This is a genomic window from Alteromonas sp. MB-3u-76, assembly GCF_002831605.1.
GTDB lineage: Bacteria > Pseudomonadota > Gammaproteobacteria > Enterobacterales > Alteromonadaceae > Alteromonas > Alteromonas hispanica.
Genome location: NZ_CP025115.1, coordinates 2,135,186 through 2,156,462, shown reverse-complemented (window position 1 = coordinate 2,156,462; position 21,277 = coordinate 2,135,186). Strand labels below are relative to the sequence as shown.

General features: G+C 43.7%; 26 protein-coding genes and 3 tRNA genes. 13 read left to right on the top strand and 16 right to left on the bottom strand.

Going from position 1 to position 21,277, the window contains the following annotated elements; all coding sequences use genetic code 11:
• Complete coding sequence (locus tag CW735_RS09630; RefSeq protein ID WP_232230632.1) at nucleotides 1-414, bottom strand: hypothetical protein; 414 nt, start codon at nucleotides 412-414, stop codon at nucleotides 1-3.
• A 288-nt stretch (nucleotides 415-702) separates the two neighbouring features.
• Here CW735_RS09630 and ccoN point away from each other — a divergent pair, with 288 nt between their 5' ends.
• The 12 genes from ccoN (at nucleotide 703) to CW735_RS09565 (ending at nucleotide 11,783) form a co-directional block, all read left to right on the top strand.
• Complete coding sequence (gene ccoN, locus CW735_RS09620) at nucleotides 703-2,136, top strand: cytochrome-c oxidase, cbb3-type subunit I (protein ID WP_100971866.1); 1,434 nt, start codon at nucleotides 703-705, stop codon at nucleotides 2,134-2,136.
• Between the two features lie 15 nt (nucleotides 2,137-2,151).
• Nucleotides 2,152-2,757 carry a cytochrome-c oxidase, cbb3-type subunit II gene (ccoO, locus tag CW735_RS09615; RefSeq protein WP_071978971.1) on the top strand — a complete coding sequence of 202 codons (606 nt, stop codon included), beginning with the start codon at nucleotides 2,152-2,154 and terminating at the stop codon, nucleotides 2,755-2,757.
• A 1-nt stretch (nucleotide 2,758) separates the two neighbouring features.
• Complete coding sequence (locus CW735_RS09610; RefSeq protein ID WP_071978972.1) at nucleotides 2,759-2,920, top strand: cbb3-type cytochrome oxidase subunit 3; 162 nt, start codon at nucleotides 2,759-2,761, stop codon at nucleotides 2,918-2,920.
• Between the two features lie 16 nt (nucleotides 2,921-2,936).
• A complete protein-coding gene (gene ccoP / locus CW735_RS09605; protein ID WP_100971864.1) occupies nucleotides 2,937-3,890 on the top strand; it encodes a cytochrome-c oxidase, cbb3-type subunit III in 954 nt (317 codons plus the stop codon).
• A gap of 285 nt (nucleotides 3,891-4,175) precedes the next feature.
• Nucleotides 4,176-4,655: a FixH family protein gene (locus tag CW735_RS09600; protein ID WP_071978974.1), complete on the top strand. Its 480-nt coding sequence runs from the start codon at nucleotides 4,176-4,178 to the stop codon at nucleotides 4,653-4,655.
• A complete protein-coding gene (locus CW735_RS09595) occupies nucleotides 4,655-7,033 on the top strand; it encodes a heavy metal translocating P-type ATPase (protein WP_071978975.1) in 2,379 nt (792 codons plus the stop codon). Before CW735_RS09600 ends, CW735_RS09595 begins: the two co-directional genes overlap by 1 nt.
• 1 nt (nucleotide 7,034) lies before the next feature.
• Complete coding sequence (ccoS, locus tag CW735_RS09590) at nucleotides 7,035-7,250, top strand: cbb3-type cytochrome oxidase assembly protein CcoS (protein WP_071978976.1); 216 nt, start codon at nucleotides 7,035-7,037, stop codon at nucleotides 7,248-7,250.
• The gene (locus CW735_RS09585) at nucleotides 7,237-7,896 is read left to right on the top strand and encodes a sulfite exporter TauE/SafE family protein (protein ID WP_071978977.1); all 660 of its coding nucleotides are present in this window, start codon (nucleotides 7,237-7,239) and stop codon (nucleotides 7,894-7,896) included. Before ccoS ends, CW735_RS09585 begins: the two co-directional genes overlap by 14 nt.
• Before the next feature lie 47 nt (nucleotides 7,897-7,943).
• Nucleotides 7,944-8,684, top strand: a complete 741-nt coding sequence (gene fnr / locus CW735_RS09580; RefSeq protein ID WP_071978978.1) for a fumarate/nitrate reduction transcriptional regulator Fnr — start codon at nucleotides 7,944-7,946, stop codon at nucleotides 8,682-8,684.
• 101 nt (nucleotides 8,685-8,785) lie between these two features.
• Entirely contained in the window at nucleotides 8,786-9,709 is a 924-nt protein-coding gene (uspE, locus tag CW735_RS09575) for a universal stress protein UspE (RefSeq protein WP_100971862.1), read from the top strand.
• A gap of 119 nt (nucleotides 9,710-9,828) precedes the next feature.
• On the top strand, nucleotides 9,829-10,782 hold the full coding sequence (gene ttcA / locus CW735_RS09570) for a tRNA 2-thiocytidine(32) synthetase TtcA (RefSeq protein ID WP_100971852.1): 954 nt from the start codon (nucleotides 9,829-9,831) through the stop codon (nucleotides 10,780-10,782).
• Nucleotides 10,782-11,783 (top strand): patatin-like phospholipase family protein, encoded by a 1,002-nt coding sequence (locus CW735_RS09565; RefSeq protein ID WP_100971850.1) that lies wholly within the window; start codon nucleotides 10,782-10,784, stop codon nucleotides 11,781-11,783. Before ttcA ends, CW735_RS09565 begins: the two co-directional genes overlap by 1 nt.
• Here CW735_RS09565 and CW735_RS09560 read toward each other — a convergent pair.
• The 8 genes from CW735_RS09560 to CW735_RS09525 all read right to left on the bottom strand — a co-directional run bounded on the left by CW735_RS09560 (nucleotide 11,775) and on the right by CW735_RS09525 (nucleotide 17,716).
• Nucleotides 11,775-12,410 (bottom strand): DUF2987 domain-containing protein, encoded by a 636-nt coding sequence (locus tag CW735_RS09560; RefSeq protein ID WP_100971848.1) that lies wholly within the window; start codon nucleotides 12,408-12,410, stop codon nucleotides 11,775-11,777. The genes CW735_RS09565 and CW735_RS09560 overlap by 9 nt on opposite strands.
• On the bottom strand, nucleotides 12,407-13,198 hold the full coding sequence (locus CW735_RS09555; protein ID WP_100971846.1) for a glucosaminidase domain-containing protein: 792 nt from the start codon (nucleotides 13,196-13,198) through the stop codon (nucleotides 12,407-12,409). Before CW735_RS09555 ends, CW735_RS09560 begins: the two co-directional genes overlap by 4 nt.
• Nucleotides 13,191-13,922: a stress protein gene (locus tag CW735_RS09550; RefSeq protein ID WP_100973227.1), complete on the bottom strand. Its 732-nt coding sequence runs from the start codon at nucleotides 13,920-13,922 to the stop codon at nucleotides 13,191-13,193. The genes CW735_RS09555 and CW735_RS09550 overlap by 8 nt, the downstream gene beginning before the upstream one ends.
• Before the next feature lie 86 nt (nucleotides 13,923-14,008).
• A complete protein-coding gene (locus CW735_RS09545) occupies nucleotides 14,009-14,635 on the bottom strand; it encodes a LysE family translocator (protein ID WP_071978984.1) in 627 nt (208 codons plus the stop codon).
• Nucleotides 14,636-14,646: 11 nt separating this feature from the next.
• The gene (gene cobB, locus CW735_RS09540; RefSeq protein ID WP_232368408.1) at nucleotides 14,647-15,447 is read right to left on the bottom strand and encodes a Sir2 family NAD+-dependent deacetylase; all 801 of its coding nucleotides are present in this window, start codon (nucleotides 15,445-15,447) and stop codon (nucleotides 14,647-14,649) included.
• On the bottom strand, nucleotides 15,408-16,235 hold the full coding sequence (locus CW735_RS09535) for a sulfurtransferase (RefSeq protein ID WP_100971842.1): 828 nt from the start codon (nucleotides 16,233-16,235) through the stop codon (nucleotides 15,408-15,410). Before CW735_RS09535 ends, cobB begins: the two co-directional genes overlap by 40 nt.
• Before the next feature lie 106 nt (nucleotides 16,236-16,341).
• The gene (gene tpx, locus CW735_RS09530; RefSeq protein ID WP_100971840.1) at nucleotides 16,342-16,839 is read right to left on the bottom strand and encodes a thiol peroxidase; all 498 of its coding nucleotides are present in this window, start codon (nucleotides 16,837-16,839) and stop codon (nucleotides 16,342-16,344) included.
• A gap of 193 nt (nucleotides 16,840-17,032) precedes the next feature.
• Nucleotides 17,033-17,716: a tRNA-uridine aminocarboxypropyltransferase gene (locus tag CW735_RS09525; RefSeq protein ID WP_100971838.1), complete on the bottom strand. Its 684-nt coding sequence runs from the start codon at nucleotides 17,714-17,716 to the stop codon at nucleotides 17,033-17,035.
• Between the two features lie 188 nt (nucleotides 17,717-17,904).
• Between CW735_RS09525 and CW735_RS09520 the strand changes: the two genes are divergently transcribed.
• Nucleotides 17,905-19,020, top strand: coding sequence for an EAL domain-containing protein (locus tag CW735_RS09520; RefSeq protein ID WP_100971836.1), 1,116 nt, complete (start codon nucleotides 17,905-17,907; stop codon nucleotides 19,018-19,020).
• Between the two features lie 62 nt (nucleotides 19,021-19,082).
• Here the strand turns inward: CW735_RS09520 and CW735_RS19755 are convergent, their stop codons facing one another.
• The 7 genes from CW735_RS19755 to pgsA all read right to left on the bottom strand — a co-directional run bounded on the left by CW735_RS19755 (nucleotide 19,083) and on the right by pgsA (nucleotide 21,274).
• A complete protein-coding gene (locus tag CW735_RS19755) occupies nucleotides 19,083-19,277 on the bottom strand; it encodes a hypothetical protein (RefSeq protein WP_198521004.1) in 195 nt (64 codons plus the stop codon).
• 56 nt (nucleotides 19,278-19,333) lie between these two features.
• Entirely contained in the window at nucleotides 19,334-19,702 is a 369-nt protein-coding gene (locus CW735_RS19750; protein WP_198521003.1) for a methyltransferase domain-containing protein, read from the bottom strand.
• 63 nt (nucleotides 19,703-19,765) lie between these two features.
• Nucleotides 19,766-19,987 (bottom strand): hypothetical protein, encoded by a 222-nt coding sequence (locus tag CW735_RS09510; RefSeq protein ID WP_100971834.1) that lies wholly within the window; start codon nucleotides 19,985-19,987, stop codon nucleotides 19,766-19,768.
• A gap of 185 nt (nucleotides 19,988-20,172) precedes the next feature.
• Nucleotides 20,173-20,259, bottom strand: a tRNA-Leu gene (locus CW735_RS09505).
• A gap of 58 nt (nucleotides 20,260-20,317) precedes the next feature.
• Nucleotides 20,318-20,391 (bottom strand) — tRNA-Cys (locus CW735_RS09500).
• A 65-nt stretch (nucleotides 20,392-20,456) separates the two neighbouring features.
• Nucleotides 20,457-20,532 (bottom strand) — tRNA-Gly (locus CW735_RS09495).
• 175 nt (nucleotides 20,533-20,707) lie between these two features.
• Nucleotides 20,708-21,274: a CDP-diacylglycerol--glycerol-3-phosphate 3-phosphatidyltransferase gene (gene pgsA / locus CW735_RS09490; protein ID WP_071978991.1), complete on the bottom strand. Its 567-nt coding sequence runs from the start codon at nucleotides 21,272-21,274 to the stop codon at nucleotides 20,708-20,710.
• Nucleotides 21,275-21,277 lie beyond the last annotated feature (3 nt).

Genomic DNA, 21,277 nt, shown 5'->3' with positions numbered 1-21,277 from the left:
TTAGCTCTCGGTGGTAAAATACAGGTAGCTTGGTGCTGCCTGTTTTTTTATGTTTATTCTTAGTTGCCAAGTCATTACCGGCTCGCTACAGCTGCCAAGCATAAACCAACCTTGCCACTCCCCGCCGTCAGTTTCGTCAAACAATACCGGGATTTTTCCCATATACATGTTTACCCCTTCAATCCACGCACTTTCTATTGCTTTACCTTCTGGTAGACGCACAGACAAGGTTATCGATTCTTCGGGGATTGGCGTTTCAGAAAAGCGAGCGACAGCGAGCTCATCGTCTATACTCAACTCGCAAATATTATTACTAAAAGTACACGTGCTTTTTAAGCCACTGGCGATAGAGTGGTGAGAAGAAGATTGATAACTGTGTGCTATGTACACACACACAGCAACAACCAAAATCACAAGCAATGGAGCTTGCTTTTGTAAAAATTTTGATCTTTTTTTGTTACTGTTTTTTATCATTTCTTAAATTTTGTGTATTTCTTTATTGATAGAGATCAAGGGAAGCTAGTTTATGGTATCTTTTTGTTATCAAAAACCTTATTATCCGCGGACCAACTGGCTTGGAGACAATAATTATTACTCTTTCCGAGCTCGGTGTGAAGCGTTATTATTTGATGATACGCGTTTCAACCGCACTATTTTGGCAGTTGGAGACCATAGTTCATTTGAAGTGGAAGATTCATTAAAATGAGTGAGACAAGCCAAGCACAACCTGATTACAATTATAAAGTAGTTAGGCAATTTACCATCATGACTATAGTCTGGGGTATCATTGGTATGGGACTGGGGGTATTCATTGCCGCGCAATTATTTGCACCTATGCTCAACTTTGACACACCATGGCTAACTTTTTCGCGTTTGCGTCCTTTGCACACTAACGCTGTTATCTTTGCCTTTGGCGGCTGCGCATTATTTGCGACGTCGTACTACATCGTTCAACGTACCTGCCAAGTTAGGTTGTTCAGTGACAAGCTCGCTGCATTTACCTTCTGGGGCTGGCAAGCCGTTATCGTTTTGGCTGTTATTACCCTACCTATGGGTTTAAGCAGCTCTAAAGAATACGCGGAACTTGAATGGCCAATCGATATCCTGATTGCCCTTGTCTGGATTGCCTATATCATTAATTTCTTTGGTACGCTGGTTATTCGAAAAGTATCCCATATTTACGTAGCCAACTGGTTCCTAGGTGCGTTCATGCTTACTGTTGCAGTTCTGCACATTGGTAACAGCATGGTGATTCCAGTATCGTTCACCAAGTCTTACTCCCTATATGCAGGTGCTGTAGACGCTATGATGCAGTGGTGGTATGGCCACAACGCGGTTGGATTCTTCTTAACCGCAGGTTTCTTAGGCATGATGTACTACTTCGTTCCTAAGCAAGCTGGCCGTCCGGTTTACTCATACAGATTGTCAATCGTTCACTTTTGGGCACTGATTTCTCTTTATATTTGGGCTGGCCCTCACCACTTGCACTACACTGCTCTTCCAGATTGGACGCAGTCACTTGGTATGGTGATGTCTATCATTCTATTCGTGCCTTCTTGGGGCGGAATGATTAACGGTATAATGACGCTATCTGGCGCATGGCATAAACTACGTACCGACCCTGTACTGCGTTTCCTTATTGTTTCACTGTCTTTCTATGGTATGTCTACCTTCGAAGGCCCTATGATGGCAATAAAAACAGTAAATGCACTATCACACTACACAGACTGGACTATCGGACACGTTCACTCTGGTGCGTTAGGTTGGGTTGCTATGGTGTCAATCGGCTCTGTTTACCACTTAATTCCAGTGCTATTTAACCAGCCAGCAATGTACAGCACGCGTCTTGTTAATGTTCACTTCTGGTTCGCAACGATCGGTGTTGTACTTTACATCGTAGCAATGTGGATGTCGGGTGTACTTCAAGGTTTAATGTGGCGCGCAGTAAACGCTGACGGTACGCTGACATACAGCTTTGTTGAATCGCTAGAGGCGTCTAAGCCATTCTACGTGGTTCGTTTCATTGGTGGTTGTTTCGTTGTTGCGGGCATGCTCGTTATGGCTTACAACACATGGAATACTGTTCGTGCCCCTAAAGGCAGTATCGCTATAGACCCAGCGACACAGCCGGCGTAACTGAGGAGACGAATAATGAAAAATCCACATGAGTTAATTGAAAAAAACGTTGGCCTTTTAACCGTATTGATCTTGGTTGCAATCAGCTTTGGTGCCATGGTTCAAATCACGCCGTTGATGTTTCAGCAGCAAACAATGGAACCGGTAAAGGGCTTACGTCCATATACAGCGCTTGAGCTAGAAGGCCGCGACATTTACATCCGTGAAGGCTGTGTAGGTTGTCACAGTCAAATGGTTCGCCCTTTCCGCGCAGAAACAGAGCGTTACGGTCACTACAGTGTTGCTGGTGAATCAGTATGGGAACACCCTTTCCTTTGGGGTTCAAAACGTACTGGCCCTGACCTTGCTCGCGTTGGTGGTCGTTACAGCGACGAGTGGCATCGTGTTCACCTGCTTAATCCTCGCAATGTTGTTCCAGAATCGAATATGCCAGGTTTTCCTTGGCTAGCGGAAAACACGCTTAACGGCGAGTTGACTGCAGAGAAAATGGAAGTGTTCCGCGGCTTTGGTGTTCCTTACACCGATGAAGATATCGCAGGAGCAAAAGCGGCAGTACAGGGTAAATCAGAAATGCAGGCCCTTATTGCTTATCTACAATCTCTTGGCACACATTTGAAATAATATGGACCAAGGAATTATAGGCAGCATTTTTACTATCATCGTCTTTGTTTGCTTCATTGGCATAGTTTGGTGGGCATTTAGTAGCAGCAACAAGCAAAAGTTTGATGAAGCCGCAAACCTACCGTTTGCAGACGAAGAAAAAGAAAAATCAAAAGAAGATTAGCAGGAGTCTTGAACTCATGAGTATGTTTTGGACAATTTGGATTTCAGTGATAACCATAGGGTCAATCATTGGTTGCTACTTCCTTCTGCGCTGGTGTCTTTCTAACCAGACAGGTGTACCAGAAGGAGAGTCAATGGGTCACGAATTTGATGGTATCGAGGAGTTGAATAATCAACTTCCTCGCTGGTGGACAATTATGTTCTACATCACCATCGTTTGGGGCTTTTTATATCTGGCACTTTATCCCGGTTTAGGTGCTTACGAAGGTTTATTAGGTTGGAAGAGCTCTCACCAAAATATTCAGTCTTTAGAAGAGTCTATGCAAGCGCGAATTGACGCAAAAGAGCAAGGCAGATTGGTTCAATACGACCGCGAGTTAGACTATGCGGCCGATAAATTTGACCCAATTTTCGAAGCTTATGCGCAAATTCCGGTTGAAGAGCTGGCGAATGATCCAGAGGCAAACAAAGTAGGTCAGCGTTTGTTCCTACAGAATTGCTCTCAGTGCCACGGTTCTGATGCTCGCGGTCAAAACGGCGGCTTCCCTAACCTTACCGACGACGATTGGTTGTATGGCGGTTCAGGTGACAAAATTGTTGAGACGCTGATAAACGGTCGACGCGCTGCAATGCCAGCATGGCTGGATGCTATGGGCGAAGACGGCATAGACGAAGTGGTTAACTACATACTAAGTCTGAGCGGACGTGATGTAGATCCACAGCTTGCGAAAGCAGGTAAAGCCCGCTTTGCTGCATGTGCTGCATGCCACGGTATGGATGGTAAGGGTAATCAAATGCTTGGCGCTCCTAACCTTACAGACAACATCTGGCTATACGGCGGCAGTCACAGAGCAGTGACAGAAACGCTTACTTATGGTCGTAATGGCGTAATGCCAGCGTTTAAGAAAACTCTAGGTGAAGACAAAATTCATGTCGTTGCAGCCTATGTTTACAGCCTTTCAAATGATTAATATATGAATCGCTAAATATCGCAAAAAGCCCCGTTACTGCGGGGCTTTTTTTATGAGAAAATACGACAGCGTGAATGTTAAAGGAATTGATGCTTAAGGATTTGATGGAAAAGGAATTTACGTTCACATCTAGATTAACGTCATACCCATAGATATTTTTGTGTTTTTATAGCGCGGCAGTAGTTGAGTACAACTGACGCCCTAAAAATAGCAAAGCAGAAAAAAGTAAAACAAAAGAGTGTCTATGCGTATGCAGTTAGCAAATAACATCGAGATTATCTATTAATGAATACACCTTGGTATAAACAATTTTGGCCCTGGTTTCTTATTGCTGTACCTGTGATAACAGCGGTTATGGGCGGCGTACTTTTAAATCTTGCGATTTCAACCGAAGACAGTTTAGTGGTTGATGACTATTACAAAGAAGGTAAAGCTATTAATGCTCGTCTGGATAAGGAAGATGTTGCTCGCAGACTTAATATGACGTCAGATCTCACTATCAACGATGGCAGTATTGCGCTGGAATTCCATTCTGGTATTCCAGCAGAGGGCAATGCCTTAAAACTTAATTTCTACCACGTCACGCTAGAAGAAAAAGACGTAAGTACCCTACTCAGCCGCGACGCCAACGGTATTTATCGCGGTTACATAGAAGAGAACTTAGATGGAAAATGGAAGGTATCTCTAACACCTGTAGATGAAAGCTGGAAAATAGAGAACACACTGATACTTCCTAATACCGACGTTATAAAGTTTAATCCTTAATGAAAGAGACCAACTGTTATCACTGCGGTTTACCCAATGATGACGACAAATGTTATGAAACTGTTGTACTGGGTGCAACCAGGCAAATGTGTTGCCCTGGTTGTCAAGCCGTTGCTGAAGCCATTGTTAACAACGGCCTAGAAGATTATTACCAGTTTAGAACAGAGCCCGCGCAAAAATCGGATGATAGCATTCTCGACACTCTCGATAGACTAAAAGTGTACGACGACCCAACCCTTCAAGACGAGTTTGTTTACGATGAGGGGCAGCACAAGCAAATTCAATTAACTCTCGAGGGTATTACTTGTGCTGCGTGTGGTTGGTTGATTGAAAAGCAACTCGCTAAAGTGAACGGCATACAGCAGGTTGCTGTTAATGTTCAAGAGCGCAGAGCATTAGTCACTTGGTCAGAATCAAAAATTAAGTTAAGCCAAATTCTCTCCACTCTGAAGCGAATTGGATACTCCGGTTCTCCCTTCCACCCCGACGAGCATGAAGCCAGTTACAAACGTGAAGAAAAGGTATTTATTAAAAAGCTTGGTTTAGCCGGCATCATGACCATGCAGGTAATGATGCTAATGACGGGCCTTTACTTCGACTGGTTTGGCGCTATTGAATTAGAAACTCGTCAATATTTTTACTGGGTAGCCTTAACGCTAACCACACCCGTGGTGCTGTATTCGGGGAGTACTTTTTATGTGGGTGCAGCAAAAGCCTTAAGCGCCAGAACCGTGAATATGGACGTGCCAGTCACAATAGCCATCTTCGGCACCTACATTGCGGGCATTCGCTCTACACTGCTCGAACAAGGAGAAGTGTATTTTGAGTCTATCTGTATGTTTATATTTCTGTTGCTTCTAAGTCGATTTTTAGAGCACAGAAGTCGGCATCGTGCCGCACAGATATCTGCAAATATGATGCAATATATTCCAGTATCAGCAACTAAATTGCTGCCCGACGGAAGCATGAGTGAATGCTTGGCAAAGCAGCTTAAACCCAATGATGTGGTGGTAATAAAACCGGGCGCTACCATTCCTGTTGACGGGCTAGTTGAAGAAGGTAGTGCGTCTGTCGACGAATCTATGCTAACAGGAGAATTTGATCCTGTCGTAAAACATGCCAAAAGTACCGTTTACGGCGGCACAATTTGCCGTGACGGGACGCTAACGGTAACGGTTACACATACACTCAAAAATGCCTTGGTAAATCAAATAATGCGCCTTCAGGCCAGCGCCATGGCAAGTAAACCAAAAGCTGCGCAACTGGCCGATGAGTTTTCGAGATACTTTGTCAGTGCAGTCTTGTTAATCGCATTATTAACCTATAGCTACTGGACCTATAACGGCAATGCTGATGCTTTTTGGATCACCATTTCTGTATTAGTAGCCACTTGTCCTTGTGCTCTAGGCCTTGCTACGCCTTCTGCATTAACCTGCGCAATGGCAAAACTCAACAAACAAGGCATTCTGTTAAAAAGGGCTGACGCCCTAGAGCAAATTACCACGATAAATACCGTTGCTCTTGATAAAACCGGTACTCTCACGCAAGGAAAGTTTAGCATCAAGCAAGACTGGTACGCAGACACGGTCGACAGCACCAAAGCGTGGGAAATTTCGGTTGCTCTAGAATCACGTTCTGAGCACCCTATTGCCAATGCCTTCTCTGGCGATGTATTACACAGGGTAAGCCAATTTTCAGTCACTCCGGGCGGCGGAATTAGTGGCGAAATAAACGGCGCTAATTTTACAATGGGTTCGGCGGCATTTTGTGAGATAAGTCCCGAGTCGTTGCCGATATCAGCCAATGTATATTTAGCCACAGACGGCAAATTAGTAGCGGCGTTTCAAGTAAGCGATAGTCTACGAAAAGACGCCAAAACCACATTAGATGCACTTGCCGTTCATAATGACTTGGTCGTGTTAAGTGGCGATACACAACAAAACGTAAACGAACTAACCGCTTCCCTACCCGTTTCGATGGCAATGGGTGGACTTACTCCTGAGCAGAAATTTGAAGAGGTACGGCTGCTTCAGTCACGCAATAAGAAAGTGATGATGATGGGAGATGGTATTAATGACGCTCCGGTTCTTGCCAGCGCCGATGTAGCTATTGCGGTAGGCAATGCAACGGATGTAGCTAAAACTGCCGCAGATGTTATTCTTCTTGGCGACCAGCTTCTTTCCGTCCCACTGTTAATTGAAACTGCCCACAAGGCAAAAACGAAAATTCGTCAAAATATCGGATGGTCTGTGCTGTATAACCTGATCATTCTACCGTTTGCGGTTTCAGGGCTTTTGTCGCCGTGGATGGCCGTTGTTGGCATGTCATTAAGCAGTATTATTGTCGTTACCAATTCAACCCGATTATTGAGCAAATAGCATGAGCATTATTTATGTACTTATTCCTATCGCTATTATTATTGTCGCCCTTGCCGTGGTAATCTTTTTTTGGGCGGTAAAATCGAATCAGTTTGAAGATCTAGATCGACAGGGCTACAGTATTTTGTTCGACGATGACCTCTCACCTGAGGAAAAGAAACTCGCAGAACAGCGCAAGCGAATTCAGCAAGAAAACGAAAAAAATGGATCAGATTAGCTATCTTTCTGCATTCCTTATTGGACTAGCTGGCGGGGTTCACTGCGTTGGTATGTGCGGGGGCATAGTATCTGCCTTGCGCATGGTAACTCCGAAAGATAAGCCTGCACTTCCTTTCACCCTTGCTTACAACAGTGGCCGTATTGCAAGCTATACACTTGCTGGTGCGATTACCGGCGCTCTTGGTAAAATAGCCACCGATTTTGTACCACTAGCGAATTACGTCCTTTCTTTGCTAAGCGGTGTGATGCTTTTCCTACTTGCTTGCTATTTAGGGAAGTGGTGGACTGGATTAACAGCGCTTGAAAGTGCAGGAAAGCATCTATTTAAATATGTTCAGCCCATTTCAAAACGCTTTCTCCCGTTTAAAACGCCCTTAAGCGCAATACCTTATGGCTTTCTTTGGGGGTGGTTACCCTGTGGGCTTGTATATTCCACTTTAACTTGGTCTCTTGCTGCAGGCTCTGCGATACAAGGCGCTGGAATTATGTTCTTTTTTGGTTTGGGCACATTGCCAACATTACTTGCTGTGGGCGCTGGCAGCCAGTATATTGTGAGAGGCTTTAGACACATTATTGTGCGTCAAGGTATTGCATCGGCCATGGCCTTGTATGCAGCTTATCTTATTTATAGCGCATTATCTTAAATGGTGTTGTAACATATACCCATGTTCATCCTAAGAGAATAGAAATTATGAGCAAAGGAAGCGGATTCTCTATCCACTGTCAAAACTGCAGCTTTAGTCATTTATGTTTGCCAGTGGCTTTGAATAAGACAGAAATCGAATCGTTAGACGATATCATTGAGCGTAAAAAACCTCTGCATAAAGGCGACACGCTAATAAACAATGGCGATACCTTTACTTCATTGTTTGCAGTAAGAACGGGCTCGTTTAAATCATTTGTTACCAATTCAGACGGCGAAGAGCAAATTACTGGCTTCCATTTTCCTGGTGACATCGTCGGTTTCGACGCACTGCGCGAAAGTAGGCATCAAAGTTATACTCAGGCGTTAGAAACCGCCATGGTTTGCGAATTACCCTACGAAACACTAGATGAGATGGCAGTTCAGTTTCCTAAATTACGCCATCAGATTATGAGCTTTATGAGTGCTGAGATAAAACAAGATCACGACATGATCATGATGCTCAATAAACGAACAGCCGAGGAGCGCTTGCTCTATTTCATCTCTCATCTTTCTCAGCGTTTTGAAGAGCGTGGTTTTTCACTCCGAGAGTTTCATCTTACAATGACCCGTAATGAAATTGGTAATTACCTGGGTCTTACCATTGAAACCATTAGTCGTTTGTTAAGCCGTTTTCAAAAAGAAAAGCTGATAAAAGTAGATGGGAAACTGATTACTATCCTCGACTTCGATGCTATTGATGGCAAGGTAACTGCGCTAAAAGGCCCCAGTATTGTTTGCAACGGTTAACAGCTTAACCGTTGCAACTGTTAAAATATTGATCTAAAACAACCCACACTTTCGCTATTGTCTATTACACTTAATGTATTGCTTCATAAGAAGGAGACATTATGATTGAGTGTAATCACATTTTGGCAATTGTTGATTCAGAGCGAGATAATCAGCCCGCATTAAGTCGAGCTCTTGAACTTGCCTCAAAAACCGGCGCCACCGTGACTGCCATGATGGTAGTTTATGACCTCTCTTATGATATGACGACCATGCTTAGTCCCGACGAGCGGGATACTATGCGAGACGCAGTGACAAAGGATCAATCGAAGTGGCTTGGGGAACAATTAAAGGAACAAGGCTTTTCCAACATTGATATTGTTGTTGAGTGGAATAACAGAGCCCACGAAGCCATCATTTACTACGCACTCAATAACCAAATAGACTTAGTGGTTAAAGCAACAAAAGACCACGACGACATCGCCTCAGTGTTGTTTACGCCAACCGACTGGCATCTAATGAGAAAGTGTCCTCGCCCTGTTCTCCTTGTAAAAGAGCACGACTGGCCGGAAGATGGCGAAATAATAGCTGCAGTGAATGTAGGCAGTGAAGATGAGGAACATGCTGCACTCAACGACAAAATAACCGTGATCGCAAACGAGTATGCAAGGCTGTTAAAAGGCCACGTTAACTTAGTGAATAGTTACCCTTCCACACCGTTGAATATTGCCATTGAGGTGCCAGAGTTCGATTCTGACAAATATCACAGCGCAGTTAAAAATCATCATCATGATGAAATGGACAAACACGCGGCGAAACATGGGATTGCTCCTGACAAATGTATCGTAAAAGAAGGTTTACCTGAACGCGTTATCCCTCAAGTTGCCAAGGACATAGATGCCGAACTGGTGATCATAGGCACGGTAGGACGGGTTGGTATCTCTGCCGCGTTAATAGGCAACACCGCAGAGCACGTTATTGATGCTCTTAACTGTGATGTATTAGCGATTAAACCTAACGGGTTTGTATCGCCTTATACGGTCTAGCAACGCTGAGACATTTGTTTCGCCCTCAATCGGTTGAAGAAATTCCGGACACAACCGTAGTTAACAAAAGCCGCTTTATTGTATAATGGCGGCTTTTACACGAACCAAGTTAGTTAATTATGAGTTTAGGCACTAACGGCGCTAATACGTCGTCTTCTGCTGCGCAGGAAAGTAAGCAAAAGCACAGTTTCAATAAGCTACAAAAGCGTCTTCGCCGTAATGTGGGTAAAGCGATAGCCGACTTTGGCATGATTGAAGAAAACGACAAGGTAATGGTGTGTTTGTCCGGTGGCAAGGACAGCTATACCATGCTCGATATACTTATGTTCTTAAAGCGTGTTGCGCCTATCCACTTTGACATTATCGCGGTAAATTTAGACCAAAAGCAGCCTGGCTTTCCTGAACATATCTTGCCTAATTACTTGGACAGCGTAAATGTAGATTACAAAATAGTGGAAGAAGACACCTATTCCATTGTTAAAGATAAAATCCCAGAGGGAAAAACCACGTGTTCGCTTTGCTCAAGATTGCGCAGAGGTATTCTATATCGCACGGCAAAAGAACTTGGTGCAACAAAAATAGCCCTTGGCCATCACCGCGATGACATGCTGGAAACTTTCTTTCTCAACATGTTCCATGGTGGGAAGTTAAAATCAATGCCGCCAAAACTAGTGAGTGACAATGGCGAACACATTGTTATACGTCCACTAGCCTACTGCACTGAAAACGATATTAAGGTGTATTCCGAAGCCTCCGACTTTCCCATTATTCCCTGTAACTTATGTGGTTCGCAAGAAAATCTGCAGCGACAGCATATAAAGGGGATGTTGCAAGATTGGAACGCACGCTTTCCGGGCCGCATTGAGTCTATGTTCAGTGCACTTCAAAATGTTGCTCCCTCGCACTTAGTTGACAGTAACTTATATGACTTTAAGTCTATTACTACTCAGGAAGGGCCCGTAAAAGACGGTGATATTGGTTTCGACCAGCCTACATTTAATGCGCCTGATAACGCTCAAATGCCAGACTCTTCTGAAGTTATCGACATAGTAAACATTATGGAACCACGTTAATGAAAATTGGAATTGCATTAGGAGCTGGTGCAGCAAGAGGCTGGACCCATATTGGAATTATACAAGCTCTTGAAAAGCTGGGTGTTAAGATTGACATTGTGGCGGGCTGTTCTATTGGTGCATATGTTGGAGCAGCCTACTCTAGCGGCAAACTAGAAGGCTTGAAAGAATGGGCCTGCTCGCTCAGCGATTGGCAGGTGCTTGCATTAATGGGCGTGGGTTTGCGTCGAGGCGGCCTTGCAAGCGGCCAAAAAGTCTTCGACAAATTGGCCAGTGAATTTTGTGCAGACAGCTATGAGGCAATGAACAAGCCTTTCGCTTCTGTCGCCACCGATTTATATACTGGGCGTGAGGTGGTATTTGACTCTGGCCCGGTTGGTAATTCTATTCAGGCCTCTTGTGCTATCCCTGCACTTTTCTCACCGGTTGCTTACGAAGATCGCTGGCTTGTTGATGGGGCTGTCGTTAATCCGGTGCCAGTGAATTTATGTCGACAGTTGGGAGCAGATTTTGTAATCGCAGTAAACCTCAACGCCGACTTTAGACCTCTTCGCTTAGAAAAACTTCGCAAGGATCACGAAGATAACCAGCAAAAAACCGAAGACTTTTTCACCAAAAGCCAGAACGTTCTCAAGCAGTGGTTTACCCCTGATAGTAAATCGGAAGATGAGTCACAGAACGATAGTCATTCACAAGAAAATAGCGATTCACTGGGCTCTGAGGTTATTGAGAAAGTAGAAGAAGAATTTACCGAAGTACCAGCAAAGGTGAATAAGAAAAATCCGCCGGGTATAATGAGCGTAATGAGCAGCTCATTGGAGATACTGCAGGCTCGAGTAACGCGCTCCCGTCTCGCCGGAGACCCACCTGATATTCTTATAGAGCCTCAACTCACCGATGTGGGTATTATGGAGTTTCACCGCGCGGAAGAGCTTTGCCAGAAGGGTGAAGAAACCATCACCCGACTCGCAGAACAAATTCGCTACCAGCTATTAACTTGAGGCCATAGCAGTAATACGAAGAGGGGCTTGAGGTAATGACAACCCCCTCGCCTCACTGATCCACTCTTGTTCAAGGTGCAAAACGCCATTATTAATGGTGACACCTTGAGGTGTAGTGTGGTCTAGATTCTCATCCTTAAATTGAATCATCAGCCCTTTTACCGTTGGCATCATAAAAGATAGAAAACTTCCCATTTCGTTGAAAAACGCTTCATATTGCGAATAAATAAACTCAAGTTCCTCTTGGGTGTAGCGGGTTTTGAGATATTCAGGTTTGGTTTCCAATTGAACGGACATGTCGCACACGTTAGCGGCTTCATCAAGGGAAATTCGCACAAGCGCGTCGGCAAGTTTAAGTGCTCTTTCAGTAGGTACGGTAAATCGCCCCTCGTCGCTGACATCTAATGACATCGTTTTTTTATCTGTGACAATTTCAGCACTACTTACGCCACATAAGCGCCCTTCGCCGACGCGAAGAAAACCAAACGCAAACTGCAAAGCTTGGGTGTCTTCGTTATCTAATTTTTTAACATGGCTATAAAACCGGCTATATTCAACGTCAATGGTTTCCGCCTTTGAATCAACCGTCATAAGCCCTAAAAGCAACACCAAAGCTACCCGTATCATTCGCTTAAAAACTCCTCGTTGTACTTGATCATATTTTGTAATTCTTCCACGTATGCCGCTCCTCTCTCAGAGTATTTCATCAGGCCCTCGGCAAGCGCTACGCCACTAATGGCAATTTGATTTGCGCGCAAGCGACTGCGGATTTCGCGCAAATCTTTATAAGCATCATGCCTGTTCAAATTACGCATATAGGTATAAGTCGCCTGAGATAAATTTTCGAACTTAGCCACTTCGTGAGATGCGTCATCATTTCGTCTGTTAGGCACAAAACCACAGCCTTTTGTGAAGCACCATAACCCAAAAAAGTTATACCCCTTGCGGGCGAACCTGCTAGTTCCCCAAGCTGATTCATTTGCAGCTTGAACAAGTACCAGTTCCACAGGCAAGACATCAATTTTCTGTAGTAAATTAAGCAGCCTTGTTTTAAGGGGCAGCTCTGCATCAACTCTATATTCTTTTTCTAGCCATGCCAGTCGGGAAATATCTTCTTCGCTAAACAGCTCATCCGCCAGCGCCTTGCGATATAAAGTTTGAACATAATGACGCAGCGTAAGCAGATACGCATTTTGTTTTTCTACCTCTGGCCTTAGATAGTCGAAAAACGCAGCCTTCTTTTCTGCTATTTGGGTGTATTTAGAAAAGTCTGGTACTGGCTTATTAGCCTTAACGGTTTGCGGCACGTCCAGAATATCTGGCGTACCCTCTTTGAAAATTATCGCGTTGATCACTATGACCGCCAAAACACCCAGTGTTATGAGGACAATCTTAAAGGTTTCGCGTTTATGCATTAAAATTCGACTCTTTAACGTCGCTTCCTGATGTTATTACGTTTGCCCCCTGCTCGCCTACCAGCTCCTCATAAATAAGGCCCATAGTACTGAAATAAAATGGCAAGACCCAAATTAGCGACAGGCCGAAAGTAAGTGGCACTGTGGCAAACAAAAGAAAAAAGACACCAAATATCCCCAGCATCTGTTTCCAGTATGCGTTGAATACGCGACAAGAGAGAATAATGGCACTAATTGGCGTTAGTTTTCTGTCTGCAACCAGCATGAGAGAAAATGACGAAGCTAAGTAAAAGTAAACGCCAGGAAGAATAAGCAACACTACACCTAGCTGTACCAAAATACTGTTTATCAACTGTGTTAGCGCTACAAGGAATAAAAGAGGAAAATAAGCGAACACCGAAAATACGGTAGTACTTTCGCCCCTCGCGTGCTTAACACCGGCCATATATAAGCCAGTTATCAGCGGTGAAACCAAACAAATTGCTACAATTTCAATAATTGATTGGTGTTCTATCACATAGCTGCCGTCGCCATTAACGGTTATAAAACTCTGAGCAATGACACCCATCACAACAAACGTGAGAAACATAACAATACTGCTTTGAAGCAAAGGAGAAAAGTTGGCTTTCGTTAACTCAGAAGCTTTTTTCAGCAGTGCTTTCACATCAAAATTATACTGCTTTGCTAATGTCGTGTTTAAGCGATCAGAATTTACGTCTTTCACATCATTCCTATAGTACATACGTGAGAACCGCGCAGAGTATAACAATTCGCGCACATGAATGCTTGTTCGCATACTATTATTCGTTTTTAACCCGCTACCAGCTTAACCGCTAGTCCAACGAGCAAAACCCCCATGGCACGATCTAACCAATAGCCTTTCTTACCAATAAATTCTGCCACTTTTCCCGTACTCAACATGAACGACAAAAAGGAAAACCACAAACCGGTAGCAACAGCCAAGTAAACGCCATAGGCTAACCGCACTTCAAAAGGGGTTTCAATGCTGATGATAGCGGTAAACAATGACAAAAAGAACAAGGTTGCTTTAGGGTTTAGACCATTGGTTAAAAAGCCCATCCAAAGGGCTTTTTTAGCCGAAATCATAGCTTTTGGCTGGTCTTGATCTGAGGTGACTGCGTCATTATTTGGTTTGCTACGCAGTGCACCAAAGGCAAGATACAGTAAATAGGCCGCGGCCAAATAGCTGAAGGTTTTAAATAGCCATGGCGTGGTTGCTATCACTACGCTTAAGCCCACCAGAGAATACGCCACGTGCAACAAAATAGCAGCACCAATGCCTACACTGGTGTAAAGCGCAATACGTCTGCCGTAAGCGACACTGTTTCTCACTACAATAGCGAAGTCTGGCCCCGGGCTTGCAACTGCGACAAGATGAACAAGCGCAATAGTTAAAAATTCGTTGAGGTAAGGCATTTGGCTAGTCTTTAAAATCCATATTGTTCAAGTAGTTCATCTACCCACATAGGTACAATTTCTGAAGCTTTACCCGTTAGTGATTCGTCAAAAAGCGCATTAGAACTCCCAGGCTCGAGATTTGCCTCTATGGTATGAGCACCACTACTCTTTGCTAATTGAACAAACCCGGCGGCCGGGTAAACATTCCCTGAGGTGCCAATAGCAATAAAGATATCAGCATTGGAAAGATGTGCATAAATATCGTCCATGTACATAGGCATTTCACCAAACCAAACGATATCGGGCCTGAGGTTATTGGTGTTGCAACAAGGACATGGCGTTGTATGATCAAATGGCGCTTCCCAATCAAACGTTTTTAGAGAAAACCCACATCTTGCCGAAAGCAATTCACCATGCATATGTAAAACACGCTCGCTGCCCCCTCGCTCGTGCAAATTATCTACATTCTGTGTTACCAACACCATTTTGTCTTGCCACCGCTGCTCTAGCTTCGCAAGTGCATGATGTGCTGAATTAGGCTTTACCTTATCCTCTTGCAGCTGAGCTCTACGCGCATTATAAAATCGGTAAACTAAATCGGGATTACGTTTGAAAGCCTCAGGCGTGGCGACTTCCTCAACGCTGTGGTTTTCCCAAAGACCATCGTTATCTCGAAATGTTTTTAATCCAGATTCCGCCGATATACCTGCTCCGGTAAGCACAACAATATTGGGAAGTGTTTTGTTCAAGGGCATGATTTGCTCGTTTTGTATTAGAATTTTTGCGAGTGCTAGCCAACGGCTACGGGATAACTCTCGTTGGCGCCCCACTCTGACCACGAACCGTCGTAAACAGATACGTCTTTCGCTCCGCACAGTAAAGCTGCAAAAGCGACCACACAGGCAGTAATGCCTGAACCGCAAGTACATATAATGGGTAGTGACAAATCTATTTTCGACTGGTCAAAAATGCGTTTAAGGGAATCAATCGGAAGGTAGTGTCCGTCGCTGAGCAAGTCGCCATAGGGAATATTAAAAGCGCCAGGCATATGGCCAGATCTTACACCAACACGAGGTTCAGACACCTCACCTCGAAATCGAGGTTTATTTCGTGCGTCTAAAAGCTGCACATTGGAATCAAGCGCCCTAACAACACTATCGGCATTAACAAACCAACCCTCACTAGGTGATGCTTGATACGTTAACTTGCCATAGAACTGTTGCTCAGAAACCGGCAAACCTGCACTTTGCCATGCTGGCTGCCCACCATCGAGTAAAAATACAGATTTGTGACCAATAGCTTTGAGCATCCACCATACTCGGGGGGCGCTAAAAATCCCTCTGGTGTCGTAAACAACTACTGTTGTGTTTGCAGTTATTCCTGTTTTCCCTAAATACAATGCCAAATGCTGTGCAGATGGCATGGTATGAGGAAGACCTTTAGAGTGGTCGCTGCCCTCACCGTCGAGATCAATATCTACAGATGCGGGCAACACCATCGCATTACGCTTATCGGGTGTTTGCGTGAGTGGGTCGTCCATTAAAGCGCGTAAGAGAGTGACCGGAAGCTCCTGCATTTTACTTGCAAGCTCTCCAACCTGAAGCAACGCTGAAGACATAAATTTCTCCTAAAATTCACTCAATATTGCAACTGCCTTGCCTCTAATTACTTAATAAGACAGTTGCAAATTACGTTAATAACGGGCAATGCCCACGCTGACGTTTTTAGTTCAATGCAGCAATCGCGGCATCATAGTTTGGCTCTTCTGTAGTTTCAGCAACTTGCTCGGTATAAGTTACTTTACCTTCTGTATCGATAACTACAACACAGCGAGACATAAGCCCTGTTAATGGCGCAGACTCGAAGGCCACTCCATAGTCTTCACCGAACGATGAGCGAAATGTCGATCCAGTGGTGACATTTTCAATGCCTTCAGCACCGCAGAAACGACCCGCTGCAAATGGAAGATCCGCAGAAACACAAATAACAACCGTATTATCAAGCGTAGCGGCATGCTCATTAAACTTGCGAACAGACGCGGCACAGGTTCCTGTGTCGACTGATGGAAAAATATTTAGTACTACTTGCTTACCTGATAATTCCGCTAGCGTTACTTCACCTAAATCGGCTTTTACAAGGGTGAATGCGGGCGCATTTTCACCAACGCTTGGTAACTCGCCTACTGTTTTTACTTCGTTACCCTGAAAAGTGACTGTCGACATAATTAATCTCTCCGTTTAGCTCGTTGAAAAAGGGTGTAAGACACACCGTTTTGATACTAATCGTTTACGCAATTTGCGCTGTAAACGCTCAATACTGTATTGCAGATAATTTTACTGTTGGTTACAGGTTACATAAATAGCTACCTTACCTGCAAATTTCGCTTTCTTACCTGTGCTTTTTTATTTTGTTGCGCTATTTTACTTGAGATGTAGCAAACGCCAGCTTATCTCTTAAATGAGGCTTGCCTTTTACATACTCACGCCGAAAAATACTAAAATACTGGGCTAGCGTTTCTGCCCCCTCTTTTTCTCCAGCCAGTTCAAGCACGCTTATGCCCACTTCTGCCGTACAATGCTGGAAGGTATGACTTGCCTCTCGTAATAAGTAGTCAGAGGTTTCATTCACATTTACCCCTAAAACCGGCAAATTGGCGAGATAAGCACTTTTGCTGAACATTTTTTTTGCTTCACGCCATGTTCCGTCTAGAAAAATGAATAATAGTTTCTTGTTATCAATCTGGGGGGGGTGATTAATACAGTTATCAGCATGCGCGTATTCATGAGGAAACACCACAATAGGCAAATAGCTGGAGTTATTCAGCAGTTCGAGTAATTGAGCTTGAGGCTCTGTGCGATGCCACAAAAAGGCATAATTCTCTTTAACCACATCGGCAATGAGCCTACCCGTATTGGTTGGCTTATAATACTCTCCTTTGTACATGAGAAATACGGTGGCAACGTTAGTACTTTGCGCAGGCTTGTGGCAGCAAATGCAGTTTTGCTTTGGTAACAGACATTCGTCACAGCGTTTTACTTTACTTCCCCTAGCGTGAAAAGGACGCTCAGACTTAAGCAGTTCTTCAGCTCGCAAAGACATGACTGAATTCAACGGTTTACCCTACTGAAAAAGATGAAAATAGTGTGCATAAGCGCGAAAGATAGCATATTTGTATCGCAGCATCTTTAGAAGTTGATTTAAAACCTTAAAAGAAATTAATTACATAGAAAACTAAATAGTACTGAAAACTGTAACAACAAGTGTATACCATGTTTTAGGAAGTATTAATGTATTGTGCCGATTGTGAATCCATAGACGACTATTTTTTTGATACCACTCATTTTTGGATTTTTGTTCCCACCCTAGAAACCTTTTCTAAAGTTGCTGGGCTTTGCGGATCTATGGACATCAACGCGACTCAACAGTCCGATCACTGTATATCTTGTGTCGTTGAACGCCCGGCTATTCAGAAGTTTATTATGTCAATAAATGGTGCGCTTGAGTCAAAAGAAAAAGAAAATACGAAGGTAACAACGGCATGCCACGATGGCGCCCCGTCAATTGACGACATGGGGCGTATAGTGACATTAGAAATTTTGGTTAATCGTTATCAAGCAAAATGGTTAATCGACAGTATTGAAAAAGAACGTTATGAGACTTGGTTTCAGCCTATTATTGACGCGCGAGATGAAAGCGTTTTTGCTCACGAAGGATTGTTTAGGGTGCGCGACAGCGATGATTCTATCGTACCGCCAGCGTTAGCCTTTAAATTAGCAGAAAAATCTGACCTGCTGTTCTCTCTCGACCTAGTAGCAAGACGTTCGGCCGTTGAATGCGCAGCGCGGGGTAAGCTTAATTCCAAGCTGTTTATTAACTTTAACCCGTCAAGCATATACGACCCGTCTTACTGCCTAAGAGCTACTGCTGCAGCAATCAATGAAATAGGTCTTTCACCCTCTGATATTGTGTTTGAAGTAACCGAAACTCACAGAGCCGACGACCTTAACCATTTAAAGGGGATACTGGCGTTCTATCGCAATGCGGGCTTCCAAATTGCACTAGATGATATTGGCTCCGGTTGGTCAGGATTAAACTTACTTCAAAGTTTACGCCCCGACTTTGTAAAAATAGATATGGAGTTAGTTAGGGGTGTACATAATGATGCTTATAAACAAAATATCGTGAATAGTCTCATTCAAATAGCAAATCGCAGCGGTATAGAGGTAATTGCGGAAGGTGTGGAAACAGAGGATGAAGCAAGCTGGTTAAAAAATGCGAAAGCCGATTATCTCCAAGGCTATCTCTATGGACGGCCTGCCCCGCTGTCAACACAGACCTTATCGGCTGAAGAAGCGCAGCAAATTGATCAAAAAATGAATCCACTGAAAGCTGCCGCGAAATAAACGTTTAAAATTGAGGCGTTAAAATAGGTCCGGCGAAAAGACCAATACTATTTTCATTACGGTTACGCTTGCGCTTTACTAGCAATGACATAAACGTGATCTTCTGGGTATTGGTCTTTCTCTAAATGCTGAATGTGTAGCCCGTTTTCGATAAGAAGCTGAATATTTTTGTTCGTACCAATGGAGCTGTAATAAAAGGTGTTACCCTGCATTGTGCCGGTTTGTTCGCCCTCTACACCGCCAAAGGTGTAAAGCAAAACTCCACCTTCCTTCAAACAGTTACAAAGCTTTGTGAGCACTGGCTTTTGCATGCTCAGCGGAAGATGAAATAAGCTATCCCAAGCATAAATATAATCATACTCGTTGTCTGGTTGCCAAGCGCCAATATCATCATGCAAAAATGGTGGCTAGGATGGTTGTCTTTTGCCAACTTAATCATCTTTTCAGACACATCAATGCCTGTAAGCAAAAAGCCGCTACGCTCTAATATTGAAATAAATCTGTCGCTGCTGCCGCAACCAACATCAAGCGCTAATGGTGCAGTTTGCCTTTCTTCTCTCTTTGCTGACACAAAGCTAAGCGCATGCTCAAATGGCTTCACACCATATGAAGATGTTTTATGATAATCATGCCACCACGAGGCAATTTTATCGTACTGCTTGCCTGTAAGATGAGGTTCCATAATAAGTTCTACCTCTTATGCGAACGCGCAGTTACCCTAATTCAATGAAAGAGTACGCAATATCTACGCAGACGCAAACTTAAAAAGAAGAAGCCCAAATCCACCGAAAAAAATAACCCAAAATATCGTCATCAACACCAGCGTTTTGGATTGGAACAGGGATTGTAGAAAAGCATACTCAGTTAAAAAGCCTGTAGCTAAAAGCACATCGTTTTTATCCGCTTCCTTGTTGCGTACTTCCTTTTTCTGAGCTTCCTTGTTACTCATTTGCATAGATTCATCCATTCGTTTAATTGCTACCTACTTTCACTTTATCAGTAAAAATGATGTGCGCAAGAACCGAGGCTATGTCGCTGCAAAAATATTGAATGGTTTATAACAGGAGTAAAACAAGAAGATGATATTGAAAGAAAAGCTGTATTCTTAATATGATTGGTTTTATGAGAATTTATAATGCTAGAAAAAATAAATGGTGCCCGGGGCCGGACTTGAACCGGCACGCTGTTACCAGCGAGGGATTTTAAATCCCTTGTGTCTACCAATTTCACCACCCGGGCATTGGGTTGCTTTTCAGCGAGGTGTCAGGCGTAGAACCTGATGTGGCGTTGCTGATTATGGAGGCGGAACCCGGAGTCGAACCGAGATCCACGGATTTGCAATCCGCTGCATAGCCATTCTGCCATTCCGCCTTAGTAATCTGACTGTAATAAACTGTGACTAGTATTAATCTGTCTATTACTTATGCCAGCGATTTTGGAGCGGGAAACGAGATTCGAACTCGCGACCCCGACCTTGGCAAGGTCGTGCTCTACCAACTGAGCTATTCCCGCACTTTTAAATCGTACACTTCGTTTGGGTTATGTCCTCTCGAAATGTGGGATGCATTCTACCTACCCAATCAAAACTGTCAATACGAAAAAACGTTTAAATTGAGATAAATGCGTGTTTTTATGATCGTTTGCTATTTTTTTATTCACTTTGGTTAAAGCGCGATCAATTTTGTTTTTACGCACCGCCTTTCAAGTGTGGCCAGGCCGCTTTTGTATAGACAAGCATTGACCAAATTGACAGCACCGCGGCGATATAAAGTAAAATATAGCCTAGGGTTACCCAGTAAATTGGAAAGCCCATAAAGGTTTCTAAGCCTGAAAGTAAGCCAATAAGGGCTAACATTTGAGCTGTAGTTTTCGCTTTACCAATAAATGATACTTTCACAGCATCGCGTACACCGTTTGAGCCCATCCATTCACGCAGTGCAGATACGTAAATTTCTCGAACTAATAATGCCACGGCTGGAAGTGTTACCCACAAAGTTGCATAACTATGAGTAATCATGAGAAGTGCCGTAGCTACAATAAGCTTATCTGCTACAGGGTCGAGAAAGGCACCAAACGGCGTCGATTGCTGTAACTTTCTTGCTAAATACCCATCAAACCAATCGGTAATGGCCGCAAGCCAAAATACAAATGCGCCCGCCTCGTGAGCCCAACGCCAATCTAGAAAATAAACAACCACGAAAACAGGAATTAAAATTACTCTGAACAAAGTAATGCAGTTTGGAACATTCCACATAAA

Coding starts and splice junctions, on each gene's coding strand:
- CW735_RS09565 (WP_100971850.1), top strand. CDS start 10,782: ATGAAAATTGGAATTGCATTAGGAGCTGGTGCAGCAAGAGGCTGGACC.
- CW735_RS09610 (WP_071978972.1), top strand. CDS start 2,759: ATGGACCAAGGAATTATAGGCAGCATTTTTACTATCATCGTCTTTGTT.
- CW735_RS09585 (WP_071978977.1), top strand. CDS start 7,237: ATGGATCAGATTAGCTATCTTTCTGCATTCCTTATTGGACTAGCTGGC.
- ccoP (WP_100971864.1), top strand. CDS start 2,937: ATGAGTATGTTTTGGACAATTTGGATTTCAGTGATAACCATAGGGTCA.
- ttcA (WP_100971852.1), top strand. CDS start 9,829: ATGAGTTTAGGCACTAACGGCGCTAATACGTCGTCTTCTGCTGCGCAG.
- fnr (WP_071978978.1), top strand. CDS start 7,944: ATGAGCAAAGGAAGCGGATTCTCTATCCACTGTCAAAACTGCAGCTTT.
- CW735_RS09600 (WP_071978974.1), top strand. CDS start 4,176: ATGAATACACCTTGGTATAAACAATTTTGGCCCTGGTTTCTTATTGCT.
- CW735_RS09525 (WP_100971838.1), bottom strand. CDS start 17,716: ATGTCTTTGCGAGCTGAAGAACTGCTTAAGTCTGAGCGTCCTTTTCAC.
- CW735_RS09555 (WP_100971846.1), bottom strand. CDS start 13,198: ATGCATAAACGCGAAACCTTTAAGATTGTCCTCATAACACTGGGTGTT.
- ccoS (WP_071978976.1), top strand. CDS start 7,035: ATGAGCATTATTTATGTACTTATTCCTATCGCTATTATTATTGTCGCC.
- pgsA (WP_071978991.1), bottom strand. CDS start 21,274: ATGTGGAATGTTCCAAACTGCATTACTTTGTTCAGAGTAATTTTAATT.
- uspE (WP_100971862.1), top strand. CDS start 8,786: ATGATTGAGTGTAATCACATTTTGGCAATTGTTGATTCAGAGCGAGAT.
- CW735_RS09520 (WP_100971836.1), top strand. CDS start 17,905: ATGTATTGTGCCGATTGTGAATCCATAGACGACTATTTTTTTGATACC.
- ccoN (WP_100971866.1), top strand. CDS start 703: ATGAGTGAGACAAGCCAAGCACAACCTGATTACAATTATAAAGTAGTT.
- CW735_RS19750 (WP_198521003.1), bottom strand. CDS start 19,702: ATGGAACCTCATCTTACAGGCAAGCAGTACGATAAAATTGCCTCGTGG.
- ccoO (WP_071978971.1), top strand. CDS start 2,152: ATGAAAAATCCACATGAGTTAATTGAAAAAAACGTTGGCCTTTTAACC.
- tpx (WP_100971840.1), bottom strand. CDS start 16,839: ATGTCGACAGTCACTTTTCAGGGTAACGAAGTAAAAACAGTAGGCGAG.
- CW735_RS09535 (WP_100971842.1), bottom strand. CDS start 16,235: ATGTCTTCAGCGTTGCTTCAGGTTGGAGAGCTTGCAAGTAAAATGCAG.
- CW735_RS09545 (WP_071978984.1), bottom strand. CDS start 14,635: ATGCCTTACCTCAACGAATTTTTAACTATTGCGCTTGTTCATCTTGTC.
- CW735_RS09560 (WP_100971848.1), bottom strand. CDS start 12,410: ATGATACGGGTAGCTTTGGTGTTGCTTTTAGGGCTTATGACGGTTGAT.
- CW735_RS09510 (WP_100971834.1), bottom strand. CDS start 19,987: ATGGATGAATCTATGCAAATGAGTAACAAGGAAGCTCAGAAAAAGGAA.
- CW735_RS09595 (WP_071978975.1), top strand. CDS start 4,655: ATGAAAGAGACCAACTGTTATCACTGCGGTTTACCCAATGATGACGAC.